Genomic DNA, 18,387 nt, shown 5'->3' with positions numbered 1-18,387 from the left:
ACCGGCCCATTTCCCCGACCACAACGACCGACGCCCCGCCGCTTGCCGTTCCCACACGCCTCCCCACCCGCACCCGTCGGGGGGGACCGGGGGGGATCATCCCCCCCGGCCGCCGGAGGCATCTTCGTCTTCGCCTCCTCTCCTTCTCTAAAAGAACAAATCCCGCCTGCCGCATTCGATGTCGTGCAGCCGTTGGGCGGTCAGTTCACGGATGCCGTCCTTGGGGATGGTGCCCAGGGCCTCCTGGATGCGCTCCTCGCCCACGGCCTTGGTTTCGGGGTCGGCGTAGTCGATAAGGTACTCCTTGAAGGTGAGCAGGGCGTTGGGCAGGCAGACGTTCTGGATGGTGCCGTCCTTGGCCAGGGACATGAACCGGTCGCCGGTGCGTCCCTGGCGGTAGCAGGCGGTGCAGTAGCTCGGCACGAAGCCGCGCTGGCAGAGCATGCGGATGATTTCGTTGGGCGAGCGCTGGTCGCTGGGTTCGAACTGCTGGCCGTTGTTGGTGTTATGGGTGGACTCGTGTTCGACGACGGTCTTCTGGTAGCCGCCGACGCCGGTGCAGGAGCCGGCGCTGATCTGGGAGATGCCGCAGTCGATGAGTTCGTCGCGGAAGTCCGGGTCTTCGCGGGTGGAGAGGATCATGCCGGTGTAGGGCACGGCCAGGCGGATGGCGGCGATGATCTTCTTGAAGGCGTCGTCGGGCACGAGATAGGGAAAGGTGTCGAGGTTGACGGCTCCGGCCGGGCGCATGCGCGGCACGGAGATGGTATGGGGGCCGACGCCGAAGGTTTTTTCCAGGTGTTCGGCGTGCAGGAACATGGCCACGGTTTCGTATTTCCACTCGTAGAGGCCGTAGAGGACGCCGATGCCCACGTCGTCGATGCCGGCCGTCATGGCCCGGTCCATGGCGGTGGTGTGCCAGTTGTAGTCGTGCTTCGGACCGGAGGGATGCAGTTCGGCGTAGCGGTCGCGCTTGTAGGTTTCCTGGAAGAGGATGTAGGTGCCTATTTCCGCATCCTTGAGCTTCTTGTAGTCCTCGACGACCGTGGCGGCGATATTGATGTTGACGCGGCGGATGGAGCCGTTGCCGTCCTTGATGCTGTAGATGGCCTTGATGGCGTCGGTGACGTAGTCGATGGGGCAGTTTTTCGGGTCCTCGCCGGCTTCCACGGCCAGCCGTTTGTGTCCGAGCGATTCGAGGATCTCCACTTCCCGCTTGATCTCGTCCATGGTCAGGCGTTTGCGCAGCTGTTCCTTGTTGCTGCGCTTGTAACCGCAGTAGACGCAGTTGTTGACGCAAAAGCTCGACAGGTACAGCGGCGCGAAAAGCACGATGCGCTTGCCGTAGATGGCTTCCTTGACGGTCTTGGCCGCCGTGAACATGCGGTCGAGCAGGGCCGGGTCTTCCACTTCGAGCAGCACCGCCACTTCCTCGGCGGTGAGCCCCTTGTACAGCAGGGCCTTGTCGATGATGGCCCCCACGGCCTCGGGGTCGCGGGCCATGGTCTTGGCGTTTGTCAGGGCGGCGGCGATGCGGTCGTCGTCGATGAACGCGTCGGAAGTTCTCTGGGATTCGTCAATCATTGTCTTGCTCCTTGCGCAAGGTCTTGGATGTGAGCGCGGATTTGACCGTCACGCCGGGAAGATTCCCGAGCCTGCCTGTAAGCGAACCGATCTCGTCGGTCGTACCCTCGATGATGAGCGCCACGACGCCGGCGTGGTATTCTGGCCTGGGAATGCCCATGCGGCCGAGGATCATGGAGCCGTGGTCGCTCAAGACGGCGTTGACCTTTTCCGAAGCGGTCTTGGGATCCTCGATGACGATGCCGATCACGCCGATGCGTCTGTTCATGCGCGTTCTCCTGCGGCCATAAAAAAAGCCCTCTTCCGCCACGGGCGAAAAAGGGCATGGAGCGTGCGATGGTTCATGGCGGCATCCTCGGCGCGGGGGCGTCCCCTTGCCAGCAGACAGCGGTTGCGTTGCTCGCCTTCGCGTCAGGTCCGGGGACCCGGCACGGCAGCGAGGAAACAATAGAACTTTTTTCGTCCCCTGGCTAGTGGCACGAATATTTTTTTCTTGTCACTCAGTTTTTCCGCATTCCTCCGATACGGTCCGACATGCGTGGTTGTCGATGCGAAATCGGACAAATTCACTGCAATTTTTCCAGCGCGCGGCAAAACCCCGGAAACTTGCGCTGCAAGACACAATGCGGTATCATTTCTTGAAGAAAAGGCGGCGTGCACCTCTCATGCGAACCGGTCCCGCATCGGTTTTTGAACTCCTTTGCTCCTCACGTCGTCTATGAGCAAAATATCGCCTGCAACAGCGCAGCCGCGTTCCGATGCCGACGGTTTCAGTCGTCAGGACGCTCCCTCGCGTGGCGAAGCCTCCCTCCGGTCGCAACCGGGCAGCCTTCTCGAAGGAAGCCGGCAAGACATCGCCCAGGTGCTGCCACGCACGGACGGGGTGTGGAGTTGGTCGCCGGACACGGACGAGATCGGCCTCTCGGCCAGATGGCAAGAGCAGCTCGGCTTTGCCCCGGGCGAATTCCCCTGTTTTCCAGGGGCTTGCCGGGAACGCCTGCACCCCGACGACGCCCCCCGGGCGATGCGCACGTTCGACGACTGCGCCCGGGGAGCGACCCCCTCCTTCACCATGGAATTCCGCCTGCGCCACAAGGACGGCTCCTATCGCTGGATGCTGTGCCGGGGCGGGGCCATCTGCGACGCCTCGGGCCGGGTGACGCGCCTGGCCGGGGCCAACACCGACATCACGGCGCAAAAGGAAGCCGAGCAGGCCCTGCGGGAAAGCGAGGCGCGCTTCCGCCTGCTGTCCCAGAACACCCCGGACGCGGTCTTTTTGCACGACATGGCCGGTCATGTCCTCGACGCCAACGACCAGGCCTGTCTGCTGCTCGGCTACGACCGGGAAACGCTCACGAGCCTGAGCGTCACGGATTTCGAGGTCTCCTGTCCGGCCCAGGTCCTGCACGACTTCTGGGACGCCATGGAGCCCGGGCCTTTCCGGTTCGAGGGGCTGGCCCGGCGCGCCGACGGCTCGACCTTCCCCACCGAGGTCCACGGCGTGGCCTTCGAGGAGCGGGGGCGCACCCTGGCTCTGGTGGCGGCCCGCGACCTGACGCTTCGCAAGCAGTACGAGCGCAGCCTGGCCGAGGCCCGGGACGCGGCCATGGACGCCAACCGGGCCAAGACCGAGTTCCTGGCCAACATGAGCCACGAGATCCGCACGCCCATGAACATCATCCTGGGCATGGCCGAACTCCTGCGCGGCACGCCCCTCTCGCCCGAACAGAGACGCTACCTGTCCGCCCTGGACAGTTCCGGCCGGGTGCTGTTCCGGCTCATCAGCGACATCCTGGACATCTCCCAGATCGAGGCCAACAAACTCGAGCTGCGGCCCCGGGCTTTCGACCCGGCGGCCCTGGTCGGGGAGGTGCGCGACATCATGGCCGTGGCCGTGGAGGAGAAAGGCCTCTCCTTCGCCGTGCGCCTGGAGGACGGCCTGCCCGCCCGCCTGGTCAACGACCCGGACCGGGTGCGGCAGGTGCTCATCAACCTCATCTGGAACGCCGTGAAGTTCACCGCCTCCGGGGGCATCGCCGTGGAGGCCGGGCGTTGCGTCTCCCTGGCCGGAGAATCGGCCGTCCGCCTGGAGGTCGCGGACACCGGCAGCGGCATCGCGCCCGAGGACTGCCGCCGCATTTTCGAGCCCTTCACCCAGGCCGACGAAAGGGGGGGGCGACCGGCCGGCACCGGACTGGGGCTGGCCATCTGCAAAAGCCTGGTGGAGCGCATGGGTGGGACCATCGGCGTGGAAAGCGCCGTGGGACGGGGCTCGCGGTTCACCTTCACCCTGCCTTCGCTGGCCGGGGCGCGTTGCCCGGCGCCGCCGGCGGAACCGGCCACGCCCGACGCCCCGCCGCCGCCTTCGCGCCGCCGCCTGCTCCTGGTCGAAGACTCCCCGGCCAACCAGGAAATGCTCCGCCTGTTCCTCGAAAGCGAACCCTACGACATCGCCACGGCCGCCACCGGCCTCGAAGCCGTGGCCCATTTCGCGCCCGGGCGCTTCGACATCGTGCTCATGGACATGGAGATGCCGGAAATGGACGGCTGCGCCGCCACGCAGTCCATCCGGCGGCTGGAAGCGGCCAGCGGCTCCTGGCGCACGCCCGTGCTCATGCTCTCGGCCCATGCCTTCGGCGAATTCGAGCGCAAGGCCCTGGCCGCGGGCTGCGACGCCTTCCTGACCAAGCCCGTGCGCCGGGCCTGCCTGCTGGCCGCTCTGCGCGGCCTGCTGGCCGGCCGCCCGGCGAACCGCGGCTGAGCCCGGCGAAAAAACGCCAAGGGCCGGGGCGGCATCGCCGCCCCGGCCCTTTCCATTACCGTCTCCGTCAGGGGGCGAAACCCTATTCCCCGACGATTTCCAGGACCTTGTCGCCGTAGGCGTCCACCACCGGCGTCTTGATCTCGAGCAGTTCCAGCCAGCGCCGCACCGTGCCGACGATGACGACGGCCATGAGCACCAGGATGATCACGGCCAAGGAGGTCAGCAGGTACTTGCCCTGGGGCAGGTAGGTGTTGACGATCTGCAGGTAGCCGGCCCACCCCGTGATGCCGACCATGGCCAGTCCGGGCACGGCGGTCAGAGGCGCGTAGCGCGCCTTGCCCATGCGGATGATCATGGTCGTGCCGATGAGCAGGCCCACGGCCGCCAGCAGCTGGTTGGACATGCCGAACAGCGGCCAGATGGTCGAGATGTCGCCCGTGTAGACCAGATAGCCCCAGGCGAAGGTGAAGATGGCCGAGGTGCTGATAATGCCGGGCCACCAGTGCTTTTCCTGGAACTTGGGCACCACCTGGCCGATCATTTCCTGCAGGAAGAAGCGGCCGACGCGGGTGCCGGTGTCCACGGCCGTGAGGATGAACACGGCCTCGAACATGATGGCGAAGTGGTACCAGTAGCCCATGAGGTGGCTCATGAACGGGATCGACGAGAAGATGTGGGCCATGCCCACGGCCAGGGACACGGCCCCGCCGGGACGGCCCTGGATGTTCTCGCCCACGGCCGTGGCCAGGGCGGGCAGGTCCACCGTGTTCATGCCGAGCTTGGCGAACACGGCCGGGGCGGTGTTGATGGCGAAGTAGTCGGCGGGCATGAGCACGCAGGCCGCGACCAGGGCCATGATGGCCACGAAGCCTTCGGTGAGCATGGCGCCGAAGCCGACGAAGAGCAGGTTGTGCTCGCTGTCGAGCATCTTGGGCGTGGTGCCCGTGCCGATGATGGCGTGGAAGCCCGAGAGCGCGCCGCAGGCGATGGTGATGAACAGGAACGGGAACACCGCGCCGCCGATGATGGGGCCGCCGCCGCCCGTGAACTGGGTGAGCGCCGGCATCTTCAGCATGGGATGCACCCAGAAGATGCCGACCGTCAGGGCGAAGATGGTGCCGATCTTGAGGTAGGTGGAAAGATAGTCGCGCGGGCAAAGGAGCAGCCACACCGGCAGCACCGAGGCCACGAAGCCGTAGATCGGGATGGAGATCGCGATGGCCGGGCGGGGCAGGTCGAAGAAGGGCCGCCAGAAGGGGCTCTCGGCCACGTAGGGTCCGACGAGGATGGTGACGAACATCAGCGCCACGCCGATGACCGAAGCGCCCAGCACGTCGCCGTCGCGCCACTTGTGGAGATAGACGCCCATGATCAGCGCGATGGGGATGGTGGCGAAGACGGTGAAGGAGCCCCAGGGGCTGTCGTGCATGGCGTTGACCACGGCCAGGGACAGGCCGGCCAGGGTCAGGATGAGGATGAACAGCACGGCGATGGAGGCCACGCCGCCGGTCGCCTTGCCGATCTCCTTGCTGGCGATGTAGGCCAGGGAACGGCCCTTGTGGCGCACCGAGGCGAACAGCACCACCGTGTCGTGGACGCAGCCCGCGAGCACGCAGCCGACGAGGATCCAAAGCGCCCCCGGCAGGTAGCCGAACTGGGCGGCGAGCACCGGGCCAATCAGCGGCCCGGCCGCGGCGATGGCCGCGAAGTGATGGCCGAAAAGGACATACTTGTTCGTCTTCACGTAATCGTGCCCGTCGGCCATGGTGACCGCCGGCGTCAGGCGCGAGTCGTTGACGCCGAGGACTTTCTTGGCGAAGAAAAGTCCGTAGAAGCGGTAGCCTATGGCGAAGATGCACAGGGCGGCGAAGACCAGGGTCAGGGCGTTCATGCCAGCCTCCCGTGTTTGACCGCCCGCCTTTCGGACGGCCCGTTGCCGATTGCGGCCCCGTGATGGCACGGGGACCACACGACAACAATATTGCCGGCGCGAAAGGGATAATCCGGGGGCTGAGGCGACAAATTCAGGGGCTGACGGACACGGCCCCGGCAACGGGCGCGGGGGCCGGGGCGGCGGCCGGCACCCGGAAGGTGATCCGGCTGCCCCGGCCCGGGGCGCTGTCCACCCGCAGGCCGTATTCCGGGCCGAAGAGCTGGATGAGACGCTGGTTGGAATTGCGCGCGCCCACGCCCTCGGTCATGGATTCCAGGCCGCGCGGGGACAGGATCACGTCCACCACCTCCCGGGGCATGCCCAGACCGTCGTCGCGCACCTCCACGAGCAGATGGCCGTTTTCCCGCCGGGCGGCCACGCGCACCATGCCGCCCTCCTCCCTGCCCTGCAGGCCGTGGCGCACGCTGTTTTCCACCAGCGGCTGGATGAGAAGCGGCGGCACGAGCCACTGCTCGCAGCCCGGTTCCAGGTCGATTTCGCTTCGGATGCGCTCGCCGAAGCGGGCCTGCTCGATGGCCAGGTAGGACCGCACCTGGTCCATCTCCTCGGACAGGCGCACCAGGCCCCGGGAGCTGTCGAGGTTGCGGCGCATGTAGCGGGCCAGGTCCAGCAGGAGCTCCCGGGCCTGCCCCGGGGCGGTGCGGCAAAACGAGGCGATGGTGTTCAAGGAATTGAACAGGAAATGCGGGTTGATCTGGGCCTGGAGGCGACGAATCTCGGCGTGGGCCAAAAGCTGGTTGGCGATGCCGATGTCCTCGAGCTCGAGCTGGGTGGAAAAAAGGGCGGCCAGGCCCTTGGCCAGCTCGAAGAGCGGCTGGTCCAGGGGGTGGTCCTTGGTGCCGTAGAGCTTGAGGCAGCCCCGAATCTCCGGGCCCTTGCGCAGGGGCACGACGATGGCCTCGCGCAACGGACAGCCCTGCTTGGCGCAGCCGATGGACTCGGGATCGTGCAGGAAAAGGGCCCGGCCGGACTCCAGGGCCAGCCGGGTGGCCTTGGTGCGCCAGTGCTCGCCGGACTTGTGGTGGTCCTCGCCGGCCCCGACGTGGGCCAGGATGGCGGAAACGCCGGTGACGGCCACGGCGGCCACGCCCGTCTCGGCCAGGATGATGCCGGCCGTGGCCCGGGCCGACTGCGGGGTAAGCCCGCCGCGCAGGTGGGCCACGGTCTTGCTCGCGATGGACAGGATGCGCCGGGCTTCGGTCGAGTCGCGAAGCTCGCGCAGCCGGCGCTGCAGCCCCAGGGCCTTGACGAAGATGGCCGCGCCCATGGCGTTGATGACGATCATGGGCGCGCCGATGACCTCGACCAGTTCCACGGCCTCGGAAAAGGGCCGCGACAGGGCCAGCACCAGGCCCATGTGGACGGTCTCGCCCACGATGCCAAGCGCCATGGCCACGCCCCAGTCCAGGGACTTGCCTGGGAACCGCCGGGCCAAAAGCCCGGCCGCCGTGCCCTCGAGAAAGGTGGCCAGGGCGCAGGGCAAGGCGGAAAAGCCGCCCACGTCGATCAGGTAGCGGTGGCCGCCGGCGATGAGCCCGGCTCCGATGCCCACGGCCGGCCCGCCGAAGAGCCCGGCCGTGATCACGCCCATGGCCCGCAGGTTGGCGTAGGAATGGAAGACGTAGTTGCCGGTGTAGGTGCCGAGGATGCCGAAGACGCCGAAGAGCGCCGTGACGGCGAGCGTGCTCCAAAGCGGCCTGTCCCGGCCCATGTTCAGGCGCTCGAAGGGGGCCAGCGTCATGATGGCGAAGCCGCCGGCCAAAAGCAGGCCGAAGCGCTGGGACAGGTTCAGAAACAGGTCCGGTACGGCGGGAACGAAGATGTCGAGGTTCATGGCGCTCCCCTCCTCGCCTCGCGCCGGTCGGCGGAAAGGCCCGGGAGGTTGCGATTGCGTCAAGCCGCGCGCCGTTTCCGCTCCAGGCGCGCTCCGATGGGCTACAGCCCCAGCCGCTCCTTGAACTCGCGCACCCGGTTGCGGCTGACCGTGACCTCGCTACGGTCCGGGTCGTCGAGCACGAGCAGGTACTTGCCGCCGATCCAGGGCGAAAGCTCGGCCACGCGCTCAAGGTTGACGAGCACGGCCCGGTTGGCCCGGAAAAAGGACAGCCCGGCCAGGCGCTCCTCGGCCCGGGCCAGGGTGGGCAGGCCGTGACAGGACAGCCGGCCGTGGTCGGTCAGGGCGCTGACGCCCTTGTCGTCGGCCTCGATGCAGCAGACTTCGGACGCCGGCAACAGCGCGATGCGGCCGTGACGCTCCACGGCGACCCTACAGCAGGCCCGCCCGGCTCCCCGGCCGAGTCCGGCCAGGAGCGCGGCCATGGCCTCGGCCTCGCGGGCCTGGCCGGCGGCCAGACGTCCTCGGGCGCGCTCCAGGCTCACGGCCAGTCGCTCGGGCGAGACGGGCTTGAGCAGGTAGTCCACGGCGTTTTGCTCGAAAGCGGCCACGGCGTACTGGTCGAAGGCGGTGACGAAGATGAAAAGCGGCACATGGGAAAATTCCATGGCCTGTCGCAGCACGTCGAAGCCGTCCTGGCCGGGCATGCGGATGTCGAGCAGCACGAGGTCGGGCCGGTCCGCCTCGATGGCGGCCAGAGCTGCACGGGCGCTGTCGGCCTCGGCGACCTCGACGTCGGCGTGGGCCCCGAGGAGATAGGCCAGTTCGTCGCGGGCCGGCTTTTCGTCGTCCACGACCAGGGCGCGCAGCTTCATGGCCCGACGGTAATGCCGGGCGGCGGGGCTGTAAAGGGGCGGCGGCGACGCCGGGATCAGGCGCTTTTCTTGGGTTCGCCCGTGGTCCGGGGCGTCCACACGGGAGTCGCCGTGGCGGCGTCGCCGCGCAGATCGCAGGGATCGGCCTCGCACACCGAGCAGCGCGACTCGCCGCAGGGGTCGGCGTGGATCATGATGTCCGCCTCGGGGCCCAGGCGCGCTTGCAGCAGGCTCTCCATGGCGTCGACATGGCGATGGGCCTCATGAAGGGGCATGTCGCGCGGCAGGATGAGGTGCATGTCCACGTGGACGCGGCGGCCGGCCTTGATGGCCCGCAGCCGGTGGATGTCGATCCAGGCCGGCTGGCGGTTTTCCCGCAGCAGGGCGCAGATCTCCTCCAGAAGGGCCGGATCGGATTCGATCATGAAGCCCGAGACCGAGCGGCGCACCAGCCCCACGCCGGCCCAGGCGATGTTGACCCCGACCAGGCAGGCGATCAGGCCGTCGAGCCACAGCCAGCCCGTGGCCCAGACCAGGCCCAGGGCCACGAATACCCCGGCCGAGGTGTAGACGTCGGTGAGCACGTGCTTGCCGTCGGCGGTCAGGGTGAGCGACCCGGAGACGCGCCCCTGGCGCAGGAGCTTGAGGCCGAGCCACAGGTTGACGCCGCCGGCCGCGACCAGCAGGGCGATGCCCGCGCCGAGGTTGGGCATGGGCTCGGGATGGAAGATCTTGTCCCAGGATTCGTAGAAGATGCCGATGGAGGCCAGGAGGATGAGCATGCCCTCCAGCCAGGCGGCGTAGTATTCGATGTTGCCGTGGCCGTAAGGATGCCGCTCGTCGGGCGGGGTCTCGGCCACGCTGACGCTGACCACGGCGAAGCCGGCCGCCACCACGTTGATGATCGATTCCAGGGCGTCGGACAGGATGGCGGCGGAACCGGTCATGAGCCAGGCGACCATCTTGACGGCCAACAGCGCCACGGCGACCCCCAGGGACAAGCGGGCCGCCCGGACCTCAGGAGAGGATTTCGGGGGCGTCGTATCGCGCATGGCGCGCCTCTTACCTTGCCCCGCCGGCCAAGGCAAATGACGATTCTCCGTCCGCTTTCGCGTGCGCGAGGCGGGGCTCGGCCACGGGCGGCCCGCCGGCGGCGGGAAAGGTCACGGTCACGGCCCCGTCGCGCCTCGTGGCGAAGACCCGGCAGCCATGCCGGGCGAGGAGCGCCTCGACCTTGGCCGCGGGAAAGGCCCAGACGTCGCCGCAGCTGGCGACGGCCACCACCGGGGACACGGCGGCCAGAAAGCGGCGGGAAAGGGCCGTGGCCGAACCGTGGTGCGGCAGGACGAGGACCTCGGCGGAAAGCTGCGCTCCGGAGGCGGCCAGCCGCGTGAGCACGCCGCGCTCGGCGTCGCCGGGCACCACGGCCAGGCCCCGGCCGTCACGGGTCAGGCGCAGGACCAGGGAGCCGCCATTGCCCGAGCGGTCGTCGCCCTCCCCGGGGTGGAGCACCTCGAGGACGAGCCCGCGGCCGAGGTCCAGGCGGTCGCCGGCGGCCAGGGCGGCGTGGGGGATGCCGCGCCGGGCCAGGGCCGTGGCGATGCCCCGGCCGATTTGCCCCTCGGGCGCGCCGCCGTTGTCGTAGAACGCGCCCACGGCGAAGCGGTCGAGAAGGGACACGAAGCCCTTGACGTGGTCGGCGTGGGGGTGGCTGGCCAGGGCGGCCTCGAGACGCGGCGGCCGGCCGTCGGCCAGAAACGCGCCGACCACGGCCCGGCCCACGTCGAAATCGCCGTAGAGCCCGCCGGCGTCCACCACGATCCGCCGCCCGCCGGGCAGCGACAGGACGGTGGACTGGCCCTGCCCCACGTCGAGCACGGTCAGCCGGACGTCGCCGGACAGGTCGGAAGCGCTTCGCCAGAGGGTGGGGCCGACGAGCAGGCCAAGGCTCGCCAGCATGGCGGCCACGGGACGCCGGCCGCCGGCCAGGGTCACGGCCAGCCCGGCCAGAAGCCCCAGGCAGCCCAGGACCTCGGGCCAGGCCGGGCGCAGGACGGCCGTGGTGAAAAGCCAATCGCGGGCGTCGAGAAAGGCCAGGGCGCGCATGAGGCCCTCGCAGCACCAGGCGGCCAGGAGCAGGGCCTGGCCGCCGAGCTCCCGGGCCAAGGGCACGGGCAGCGGCAGCAGCGCCGTGCCGACCAGGGCCAGGGGGGTGACGACCAGACCCAGGGGCGGCAGCCAGGCCACATTGATCCAGGGATTGCCGTTGAAGTCCCCGTAGAGCCGGGCGATGAGCGGCATGACGGCGGCCTCGGCGCAAAGGCTGGTCCACAGCACTCCGCCAAGGCCGAGGACGAGTAGGCGCGCCGGGCGCGGCAGCCCGATGCGCTTGCCCCAGGCGGCGAACGGCGGCCAAAAGGCCACGATGCCGGCCACGGCCAGGGCCGAGAGCTGGAGCCGCGCGTCGAAGGCCACCAGCGGCATGGCCGCGAGCATGAGCCCGAGAGCCAGGAAAAGCCCGTCCAGCACAGGCACCTGCCGGCCGGCGAAGACCAGCAGGGCGCAGCAGCCGAACATGAAGGCCGCCCGGTAAAGCGACGGCGAATAGCCGCCGAGCCAGCAGTAGCCAACGACCAGGGGCGCGGCCAGGACCAGGGACAGGTAGGGCCTGGGCAGCCGCAGGAAGACGCCGGGCCGCAGCCGGCCGAGGCCCCAGGCCAAGGCGGCCCCCATGGCCGCGACGTAGGAGATGTTCATGCCCGAAAGGGCCAGGGTGTGGGACAGGGAGGCGCGGCGCACCAGGTCGAGGTCGGCCTGGGAAAACCCGGACACGTCGCCGAAGACCAGGGCCAGGGCCATGGCCCGGCCGGCCCGCGCCGGGGCGTCGGCCCCCTCGGGCGGGGCCAGGCGCGCCGCGACCGCCTGGCGCAGGGCCTCGCGGCGCACGGCCCAGGCGTCCCCGCTCGGGGCCAGGAGCGCCACCTGCCCCCTGTCTCCCCGGGCGTAGGCGCGGAAAAATATCCCGTCCAGGCGGCGCAGAAAGGCGAAGTCCTGGCCGCCGGGGTTGTCGAAGCCCCCTGTTCCGCGCACGCGCCCGGTCGCGGCCAGCCGGTCGCCGGGCACGGGGCGGAAGGCGGGGGCGTCCACGGTCAGCAGCAGCCGGCCGGGCACGGGCGCGTCGCGACACTCCCCGCCCGAGACCGTGGCCTCTTCCAGTTCCACGGCCAGCCGCCCGCCCGGCCGGCCGTCCACGGCCCCGACCCGGCCGACGATGTCCAGGGGCTTGCCCGAGGCCAGGCAGGACGGGACCTGGCGCGGTAGCCGCGGCATGGCGAGGAAGCCGGCCGCGAAACCCAGGCCGAAGCCCAGGGCGAGGAGCAAAAGGCGCGGCCGGCCCGGAGCCGGTCGGGGGAAAAGGGCGAGGAGCAACAGGCCGCACAGCCCGGCCGCCGGGGCGGCCACGGCCAGGATGCCGGCCACGCCGGCCAGCAGGCACGGCTGCCAGGGCAGAAGCGGCGGCGCGGCGCGCGGCGCTTCCCTTGGCGGTCGTTTGCGGCGTGCGCCCATCGGTCGGCGACTCCTTGCGAGATGACGTTTGCCCGGCGAAACCTTCTACGATCCCGGCCCGCGCCGCGCAAGGCCGACGGCCGCGCCGTCTTGTCAGCGGCCGACCGAACGGGTACAATGGCGGCGAACCTCGAAAAAGGCGTCGCCCGCCAGGGCCAGGGGGACCGCAATGACGCGAACGCTTCTGCTCACGCTCTTTCTGTGCTGCATTCTCGGTTCATGGGGCTGCGCCCCCACCTTCAAGCCGATCATCACGCCCCAGGAGTTCGAGGCGTCCTGCCGGTCCACGCCGGCCGGAGCGGACGCGGCCTGCGCCGGGCGCGTGTGCGACGTGTTCCAGGCGGTGGCCACGGACTACCACGAGGACATGGCCGCCTGCCAGGCGACTTGCAAGCAGCGCGCCCTGGAGCTCGCCGCCGACGTGCCGGCCTCGTGCCAGGCCAAGGTGACGAGCGCCCGGGACGCCTGCCTGGAATTCTGCAACCGCAAGTTCTACCGGTGCAACTGCGCCAAGTAGCCCGCGGGCGGTCCGCGCGGCCACGGCGCGCCGGTCCCGCCGTCCGGGCTGCCGCCCGGGGCGGCGGAGAAAACCGCACAAGGAGTCAGCGATGGCGGTCAAAAAAATTCTGATGCTCGTCGGCGACTACGTCGAGGACTACGAAGTCATGGTGCCCTTCCAGATGCTGCTGATGGTCGGCCACGACATCAAGGCCGTGTGCCCGGGCAAGAAGGCCGGGGACACCGTGCGCACGGCGGTGCACGACTTCGAGGGCGACCAGACCTACAGCGAGAAGCCGGGACACAACTTCGCGCTCAACTACGACTTCGACGCCGTGGACGAGGCCTCCTTCGACGCCCTGGTGGTGCCGGGCGGCCGGGCTCCGGAGTACATCCGGCTCAATCCCCGGGTCATCGAGATCGTCAAGCATTTCGGGGCGACCAAGAAGCCCATCGCCGCCATCTGCCACGGCCAGCAGGTGCTGGTGGCGGCGGACGTCGTGGCCGGCTGCCAGTGCATGGCCTACCCGGCCGTGCAGCCGGACATCGAGCGCGCCGGCGGCACCTACGTCGGGCCCAACGCCACCTTCACCAACGCCGTGGTCAGCGGCAACCTGGTCACCGGCCCGGCCTGGCCGGCCCATCCGGAATGGATCCGCAAGTTCCTGGACATGCTCGGCACCAGGATCGAGCCCTAGCCGGAACCGTTCCTGCGGCGACGCGCGGGGCCGTCTCGCCCCGCGCGTCCGGCGCGGCCGCCAGGGCCGGCGGGCGCGCCGCCATGGGGCTTTTGCCCGTGCGGCCCAACGAAGCCGGATCACCCCGGATTCTTCTCTTTTTTCCCTTGCCAAGGAGTGGTATGCTCCTTGCCGTGATACGGCCCGGGAGCGCGGCAAGCGCGCCAGGCCCAACGAGGCCCCATGATCGACAAGACGAAAATTGAACGGCTGCGACAGGTCATCGGCGATTTCGCCGTGAACAAGGGAAAGGTGCTGCTCCTTTGTTCCTTCCTGCTTTTCATCGTGGCCGCCTATTATGTCGTGGATTTCGTGACCGAAGACAGCCTGGCGGTGAAGTACAAGAAGACCACCGCCCTGGTGGAGGAGGTGCAGGAGACGAAGAACGTCCTGACCATCGTCACGAGCCAGGGCTTTTTCGTGGTGGACCCCGGGCTGCGCTCCGACAAGTTCAAGAACATCGCCGACTTTTTCCGCAAGGTGAAGGAAGACGGCTCGCCCGTGCGCATCGACTACAAGGACGTGGGCAACGACAAGGTCATCGAGAACGTCTTCTACCGCGCCGAATCCACCAAGTTCGGCAAGATCGGCTCCCTGAAGTAGCACGGCCCCATGTCCCCCTCCCTGCGCGGCATCCTGGCCGCCCTGGCCGCGACGGTCGTCTGGGCCGGCAATTTCGTGGTGGCCCGGGGCATCGCCCAGGCCATCCCCCCCGTCCAGCTCAATTTCTGGCGCTGGACGTTGGCCCTTGTCTGCATCCTGCCCTGGGCCCTGCCCCGGCTTCGCGACGACTGGCCGGTCATGCGCCGCCACTGGCGGCATCTGGCGCTCATGGGCCTGCTTGGCGTCACGCTCCTCAACACGCTGATCTACAAGGCCGGCCAGACGACCCAGAGCCTCAACATGGCCCTGCTCGTGCCCACGGCCCCGATCATGATCATCGTGCTGTCGCGCATCCTCTACGGCGAGCCCATCACCTGGCGACGCCTGACGGGCATGGCCGTGGTGCTCCTCGGCGTGCTGACGCTGCTCTCCCGGGGCGACTGGCGGCACCTGGCGGCCGTGCATTTCACCCCCGGCGACCTCTGGGCCCTGGCCGGCACGGCCAGCTTCGCCCTGTATTCGCTTTTCGTGCGCGACCGCCCGAGGGAGCTGTCCATCCCCGGCTACAACGCCGCCTACTTCACCCTGGGCCTGCTCTTCCTGCTCCCGGGGCTCATCGTGGAAACGGCCGTCATGCCCGCCCCGCAGTGGAGCCCCGCCGTGCTCGTCGGCATCGCCTACTCGGGCATCGGCTGCTCTTCCATCGCCTACCTGCTCTGGACCCGGGCCATCACCAATATCGGTCCGGTCCTGGCCGGCATGATCTACTACAGCCTGCCGCTTTTCGCAGCCGCGGAATCGGCCTGGCTGCTCGGCGAGTCCGTGGCCGCCTTCCACGTCCTGGGCGGGGGGCTGGTCATCTCGGGCATCCTGCTGGCAACCGTGGACCCGCGCCTTTTACGCCTGTCCGCCCCCAAGCGGGCGAAAGGATAGCCAGGAACGCGCCCGGGACAAACGGCCGGGCGTTTCGCTTTCCTTTCCCTGCTGCGGCCGCCCTGCGCCTGGCCTGGAGCAGCGCTTTCCGCCGCCTGGACGAAAAACGAAACCGCCGTCGCGGCCAGGGCTTGCACCCGGCCGCGACGGCGGCATGTCCCATGACTCCAATCGCGGCGACCCGATCGGACCGCCGCGCTTTCCCTGCTAGAAATTGAGATTGAGCTTCTTGCGGAAGGCGTCCAGGTTGCGGCAGGCCCGCTGCCGGGCAACGGCGTTGCCCTTTTCCAGCAGCTCCCGCACCAGGTCCGGGTGGGCGTCAAAGGCCTTGCGCCGGTCGCGGATGGGCTCCAGGAACGCGGTCATGGACTCGATCAGCACATTTTTGCAGTCGCCGCAGCCCCAGGTGGCGTGGGTGCAGCCGTCCACGATGGCCGGCAGCCGGGCCGGGTCGGTCAAAAGCTCGTGGTAGGGATAGAGGTTGCACTCCTCGGGGTCTCCGGGGTCGGTCAGCCGGGCGCGCTTGGCGCAGGTCAGCATGCCCTTGACCTTCTTCTTCATGCTCGACGGATCTTCCGAAAGGCCGATGGCGTTGCCGTAGCTCTTGCTCATCTTGCGCCCGTCGAGGCCCGTCAGCTTGGCGTCCGGGGTGAGCAGGGCCTGCGGCTCGGGGAAGAACTCGCCGTAGAGGTGGTTGGCCCGGCGGGCCATCTCGCGGGTCAGCTCCAGGTGCGGCAGCTGGTCCTGGCCCACGGGCACGAAGCCCGGCTTGTACAGCAGAATGTCCGAAGCCATGAGCACCGGATAGCCCAGGAAACCGTAGGTGGTCAGGTCCTTGGCCGCCAGCTCCGTCAATTGGTCCTTGTAGGTGGGGCAGCGCTCCAGCCACGACACCGGCGTCAGCATGGACAGCAGCAGGTGCAGCTCCACGTGCTCCTTGACCTGGGATTGCTGGAACAGCACGCACTTTTCCGGATCGAGCCCGGCCGCCACCCAGTCCTTGACCAGTTCCGGCACGAAGCCCTTGATGCGCCTGGGCTCGGCGTATTCCGTGGTGAGCGCGTGCCAGTCGGCCACGAAGAAGAAGCATTCGTGGGTGTCCTGGAGCTCGATCCAGTTTTTCAGCACGCCGAAGTAGTGCCCCAGGTGCAGGGGGCCGGTGGGGCGCATGCCGGAGACGATCCGCTTGTTTTCCTTGGGGGTGTTCTCGCTCATGGCAATATGATCCGTTTCCTCGTGAAGGGTATGGAAAAAGGCGGGGGGACCTCCCCCGTCCTAGAGCAGCATCCGGGAAAGATAGGTCACGGGCGGCCCGATGAGCCTGCCGAGCACCCCGGCCACGGCCAGGACGATGAGCAGCAGAAAGCCCCAGCGACCGAATCCCTGGTAGCGCACGGCCAGGCGCGGCGGCAGGAAGGCGGCCAGCACGTTGCTGCCGTCCAGCGGCGGCACGGGCAGCATGTTGAAGACGCCAAGGGCGATGTTGACCTGGACCCCGGCGGCGCACATGTAGAGCAGCGGCGCAAGGACGCTGTAGGCCAGCGAGCCCTCGACCACGCCCCGGCCCATGTATTCTATGCCCCGGGCGGCCAGGGCGCACAACACGGCCAGCAGGAAATTCATGGCCGGGCCGGCCAGGGACACGAGCATCATGCCCTTGACCGGGTCGCGGAAATAGCGCGGGTCCACGGGCACGGGCTTGGCCCAGCCGATCATGCGGGTAAGCAGGAAGGCCAGGGTGCCGATGACGTCCAGGTGGTTGAGGGGATTGAGCGTCAGCCGTCCGGCCAGGCGCGCCGTGGGGTCGCCGAGCCAGTTGGCCACGTAGCCGTGGGCCGCCTCGTGGAAGGTCACGGCCATGAGCACCGGCACCACCAGCAGGGCGATCTCCTGCATGGTCTGGGAAAAATCGGGAAACATGGGCTAGGCGGCTAGCACGAACGGCCAGTCGGGGCAAGGGCGGCGGGCCCGACCCCGCAAGCGGCCGCGCCCCGGAGGCCGCAAGGCGTCCGGGGCGCGAGGCGGGGCAAGGGCGTGGCCTCAGCCGGCCTTTTCCATGGCCTGGGCGACCTTGTTCTTGAGTTCGCCCAGGTCCACGGACTTCACCACATAATAGTCGGCGGCGATGGACTTCAAATCGTGCTGGAAGCTGTCGTAGGCCGTGCTCAGGATCACGGGAATGCTCTGGTCCTTGCCGCGGATCTCCTGGAGCAGGTCGAGGCCCGAGCGGTTGCCGCCGAGCTTGATGTCGAGCACCACCACGTCGGGCGAGACGCGGGCCATGAGCGGCAGGATGTCTTCCTCGCCGTCGGAGGTCACCACCTCGTACCCTTCGCCTTCGAGCTCTTCCTGGTACAGCATGCGGATATGTTTCTCGTCGTCGACGACCAAAATCTTCCCGCTCATGGCTAAACTCCTTGCACCACGGCATAAAGGGGTCTGGAATGCACGTCTCTCACGTCCAAGGTTATGCTGAAAAGCCCGGCCCGGGTCAACCGTTTTCCCCGTCGCCACGGCTTGCGTCCGCTTCCGCCACGGGCTACACAACCTGCCCATGATCACCGTAACACTGGGCACGGACAAAACGCCAGTCACCTTCGAAAAAATCAAAACCGTCCTGCAATTGCTCAACAAACTTAACTTTCGCGTCAACGACGCCCTGGTCATCCGCGACGGGGAGCTGCTCACCCCGGACCGGGCGGTGCGCCGCGGCGACCACCTCATCGTCCGCCCGGTCGTCTCGCGCGGGTAGTGGCGGAGGGGGAACGCCTCCGGCGTCCAGGAGGGGCTGAGCCCCTCCTGGACCTCCCCATTGGTTGAGAGACCATGTTTTTTCAGACTAAACTTGTACAGAATCAAGCGACAACTCCTCCCTTGAAGAGTTTTTGGGGAAGGCGGGGGGCTCGGGGGGGAGGAAACCCCATTTTGCAAAAAACGGTTTACTCCCCCCCCATTCCTCATCAAACGACCCGGGAAACATAATAAATGAAAAACAATCCGCGTGTTTGCGGCGGTGAAACAGCCCAGACCACAATCGG

General features: G+C 68.2%; 16 protein-coding genes. 6 read left to right on the top strand and 10 right to left on the bottom strand.

Going from position 1 to position 18,387, the window contains the following annotated elements; all coding sequences use genetic code 11:
- Positions 1 to 147: 147 nt before the first annotated feature.
- Both hydG and Q1K70_RS05795 read right to left on the bottom strand, forming a co-directional pair.
- Complete coding sequence (hydG, locus tag Q1K70_RS05800) at positions 148 to 1,584, bottom strand: [FeFe] hydrogenase H-cluster radical SAM maturase HydG (RefSeq protein WP_300156803.1); 1,437 nt, start codon at positions 1,582 to 1,584, stop codon at positions 148 to 150.
- Positions 1,577 to 1,852: a TM1266 family iron-only hydrogenase system putative regulator gene (locus tag Q1K70_RS05795; protein ID WP_300156801.1), complete on the bottom strand. Its 276-nt coding sequence runs from the start codon at positions 1,850 to 1,852 to the stop codon at positions 1,577 to 1,579. Before Q1K70_RS05795 ends, hydG begins: the two co-directional genes overlap by 8 nt.
- Before the next feature lie 594 nt (positions 1,853 to 2,446).
- On the opposite strand from Q1K70_RS05795, the gene Q1K70_RS05790 reads away from it, so the two are divergent.
- Complete coding sequence (locus Q1K70_RS05790; RefSeq protein WP_300156799.1) at positions 2,447 to 4,345, top strand: hybrid sensor histidine kinase/response regulator; 1,899 nt, start codon at positions 2,447 to 2,449, stop codon at positions 4,343 to 4,345.
- An 82-nt stretch (positions 4,346 to 4,427) separates the two neighbouring features.
- Here Q1K70_RS05790 and Q1K70_RS05785 read toward each other — a convergent pair whose 3' ends face one another.
- From Q1K70_RS05785 to Q1K70_RS05765, 5 genes are all read right to left on the bottom strand, one after another.
- Positions 4,428 to 6,239 carry a carbon starvation protein A gene (locus Q1K70_RS05785; protein WP_300156797.1) on the bottom strand — a complete coding sequence of 604 codons (1,812 nt, stop codon included), beginning with the start codon at positions 6,237 to 6,239 and terminating at the stop codon, positions 4,428 to 4,430.
- Between the two features lie 133 nt (positions 6,240 to 6,372).
- Complete coding sequence (locus Q1K70_RS05780; RefSeq protein ID WP_300156795.1) at positions 6,373 to 8,136, bottom strand: LytS/YhcK type 5TM receptor domain-containing protein; 1,764 nt, start codon at positions 8,134 to 8,136, stop codon at positions 6,373 to 6,375.
- A 101-nt stretch (positions 8,137 to 8,237) separates the two neighbouring features.
- Positions 8,238 to 9,011 carry a response regulator gene (locus Q1K70_RS05775; RefSeq protein WP_300156793.1) on the bottom strand — a complete coding sequence of 258 codons (774 nt, stop codon included), beginning with the start codon at positions 9,009 to 9,011 and terminating at the stop codon, positions 8,238 to 8,240.
- Between the two features lie 56 nt (positions 9,012 to 9,067).
- Positions 9,068 to 10,063 carry a cation diffusion facilitator family transporter gene (locus Q1K70_RS05770; RefSeq protein WP_300156791.1) on the bottom strand — a complete coding sequence of 332 codons (996 nt, stop codon included), beginning with the start codon at positions 10,061 to 10,063 and terminating at the stop codon, positions 9,068 to 9,070.
- Between the two features lie 10 nt (positions 10,064 to 10,073).
- Positions 10,074 to 12,578 carry a ComEC/Rec2 family competence protein gene (locus Q1K70_RS05765; protein WP_300156789.1) on the bottom strand — a complete coding sequence of 835 codons (2,505 nt, stop codon included), beginning with the start codon at positions 12,576 to 12,578 and terminating at the stop codon, positions 10,074 to 10,076.
- Positions 12,579 to 12,747: 169 nt separating this feature from the next.
- Here Q1K70_RS05765 and Q1K70_RS05760 point away from each other — a divergent pair, with 169 nt between their 5' ends.
- From Q1K70_RS05760 to Q1K70_RS05745, 4 genes are all read left to right on the top strand, one after another.
- Positions 12,748 to 13,095, top strand: coding sequence for a hypothetical protein (locus Q1K70_RS05760; protein WP_300156787.1), 348 nt, complete (start codon positions 12,748 to 12,750; stop codon positions 13,093 to 13,095).
- Between the two features lie 91 nt (positions 13,096 to 13,186).
- Entirely contained in the window at positions 13,187 to 13,774 is a 588-nt protein-coding gene (locus tag Q1K70_RS05755) for a DJ-1/PfpI family protein (protein ID WP_300156784.1), read from the top strand.
- A gap of 222 nt (positions 13,775 to 13,996) precedes the next feature.
- Positions 13,997 to 14,416: a hypothetical protein gene (locus Q1K70_RS05750; protein ID WP_300156782.1), complete on the top strand. Its 420-nt coding sequence runs from the start codon at positions 13,997 to 13,999 to the stop codon at positions 14,414 to 14,416.
- A gap of 9 nt (positions 14,417 to 14,425) precedes the next feature.
- Positions 14,426 to 15,349, top strand: coding sequence for a DMT family transporter (locus Q1K70_RS05745; RefSeq protein WP_300156780.1), 924 nt, complete (start codon positions 14,426 to 14,428; stop codon positions 15,347 to 15,349).
- Positions 15,350 to 15,556: 207 nt separating this feature from the next.
- Here Q1K70_RS05745 and trpS read toward each other — a convergent pair whose 3' ends face one another.
- From trpS to Q1K70_RS05730, 3 genes are all read right to left on the bottom strand, one after another.
- Entirely contained in the window at positions 15,557 to 16,564 is a 1,008-nt protein-coding gene (gene trpS / locus Q1K70_RS05740; protein ID WP_300156778.1) for a tryptophan--tRNA ligase, read from the bottom strand.
- A 60-nt stretch (positions 16,565 to 16,624) separates the two neighbouring features.
- Positions 16,625 to 17,269, bottom strand: a complete 645-nt coding sequence (locus Q1K70_RS05735) for a site-2 protease family protein (RefSeq protein WP_300156776.1) — start codon at positions 17,267 to 17,269, stop codon at positions 16,625 to 16,627.
- 120 nt (positions 17,270 to 17,389) lie between these two features.
- Positions 17,390 to 17,755: a response regulator gene (locus Q1K70_RS05730; protein WP_300156774.1), complete on the bottom strand. Its 366-nt coding sequence runs from the start codon at positions 17,753 to 17,755 to the stop codon at positions 17,390 to 17,392.
- Positions 17,756 to 17,903: 148 nt separating this feature from the next.
- On the opposite strand from Q1K70_RS05730, the gene Q1K70_RS05725 reads away from it, so the two are divergent.
- Positions 17,904 to 18,101, top strand: a complete 198-nt coding sequence (locus Q1K70_RS05725) for a hypothetical protein (RefSeq protein ID WP_300156772.1) — start codon at positions 17,904 to 17,906, stop codon at positions 18,099 to 18,101.
- The last annotated feature ends 286 nt before the right edge of the window (positions 18,102 to 18,387 follow it).

The organism is Solidesulfovibrio sp. (assembly GCF_029978005.1).
Taxonomy (GTDB): Bacteria; Desulfobacterota; Desulfovibrionia; order Desulfovibrionales; family Desulfovibrionaceae; genus Solidesulfovibrio.
Note: the sequence above shows the minus strand (reverse complement) of the source record. Positions and strands in the feature narration are given on the sequence as shown.

Bases quoted from the DNA above. Each gene is read 5' to 3' on its own strand.
- Q1K70_RS05770 (WP_300156791.1), bottom strand. From the start codon at position 10,063: ATGCGCGATACGACGCCCCCGAAATCCTCTCCTGAGGTCCGGGCGGCC.
- Q1K70_RS05750 (WP_300156782.1), top strand. From the start codon at position 13,997: ATGATCGACAAGACGAAAATTGAACGGCTGCGACAGGTCATCGGCGAT.
- Q1K70_RS05780 (WP_300156795.1), bottom strand. From the start codon at position 8,136: ATGAACCTCGACATCTTCGTTCCCGCCGTACCGGACCTGTTTCTGAAC.
- Q1K70_RS05760 (WP_300156787.1), top strand. From the start codon at position 12,748: ATGACGCGAACGCTTCTGCTCACGCTCTTTCTGTGCTGCATTCTCGGT.
- Q1K70_RS05745 (WP_300156780.1), top strand. From the start codon at position 14,426: ATGTCCCCCTCCCTGCGCGGCATCCTGGCCGCCCTGGCCGCGACGGTC.
- Q1K70_RS05730 (WP_300156774.1), bottom strand. From the start codon at position 17,755: ATGAGCGGGAAGATTTTGGTCGTCGACGACGAGAAACATATCCGCATG.
- Q1K70_RS05795 (WP_300156801.1), bottom strand. From the start codon at position 1,852: ATGAACAGACGCATCGGCGTGATCGGCATCGTCATCGAGGATCCCAAG.
- Q1K70_RS05735 (WP_300156776.1), bottom strand. From the start codon at position 17,269: ATGTTTCCCGATTTTTCCCAGACCATGCAGGAGATCGCCCTGCTGGTG.
- trpS (WP_300156778.1), bottom strand. From the start codon at position 16,564: ATGAGCGAGAACACCCCCAAGGAAAACAAGCGGATCGTCTCCGGCATG.
- Q1K70_RS05725 (WP_300156772.1), top strand. From the start codon at position 17,904: ATGATCACCGTAACACTGGGCACGGACAAAACGCCAGTCACCTTCGAA.
- Q1K70_RS05765 (WP_300156789.1), bottom strand. From the start codon at position 12,578: ATGGGCGCACGCCGCAAACGACCGCCAAGGGAAGCGCCGCGCGCCGCG.
- hydG (WP_300156803.1), bottom strand. From the start codon at position 1,584: ATGATTGACGAATCCCAGAGAACTTCCGACGCGTTCATCGACGACGAC.
- Q1K70_RS05785 (WP_300156797.1), bottom strand. From the start codon at position 6,239: ATGAACGCCCTGACCCTGGTCTTCGCCGCCCTGTGCATCTTCGCCATA.
- Q1K70_RS05755 (WP_300156784.1), top strand. From the start codon at position 13,187: ATGGCGGTCAAAAAAATTCTGATGCTCGTCGGCGACTACGTCGAGGAC.
- Q1K70_RS05775 (WP_300156793.1), bottom strand. From the start codon at position 9,011: ATGAAGCTGCGCGCCCTGGTCGTGGACGACGAAAAGCCGGCCCGCGAC.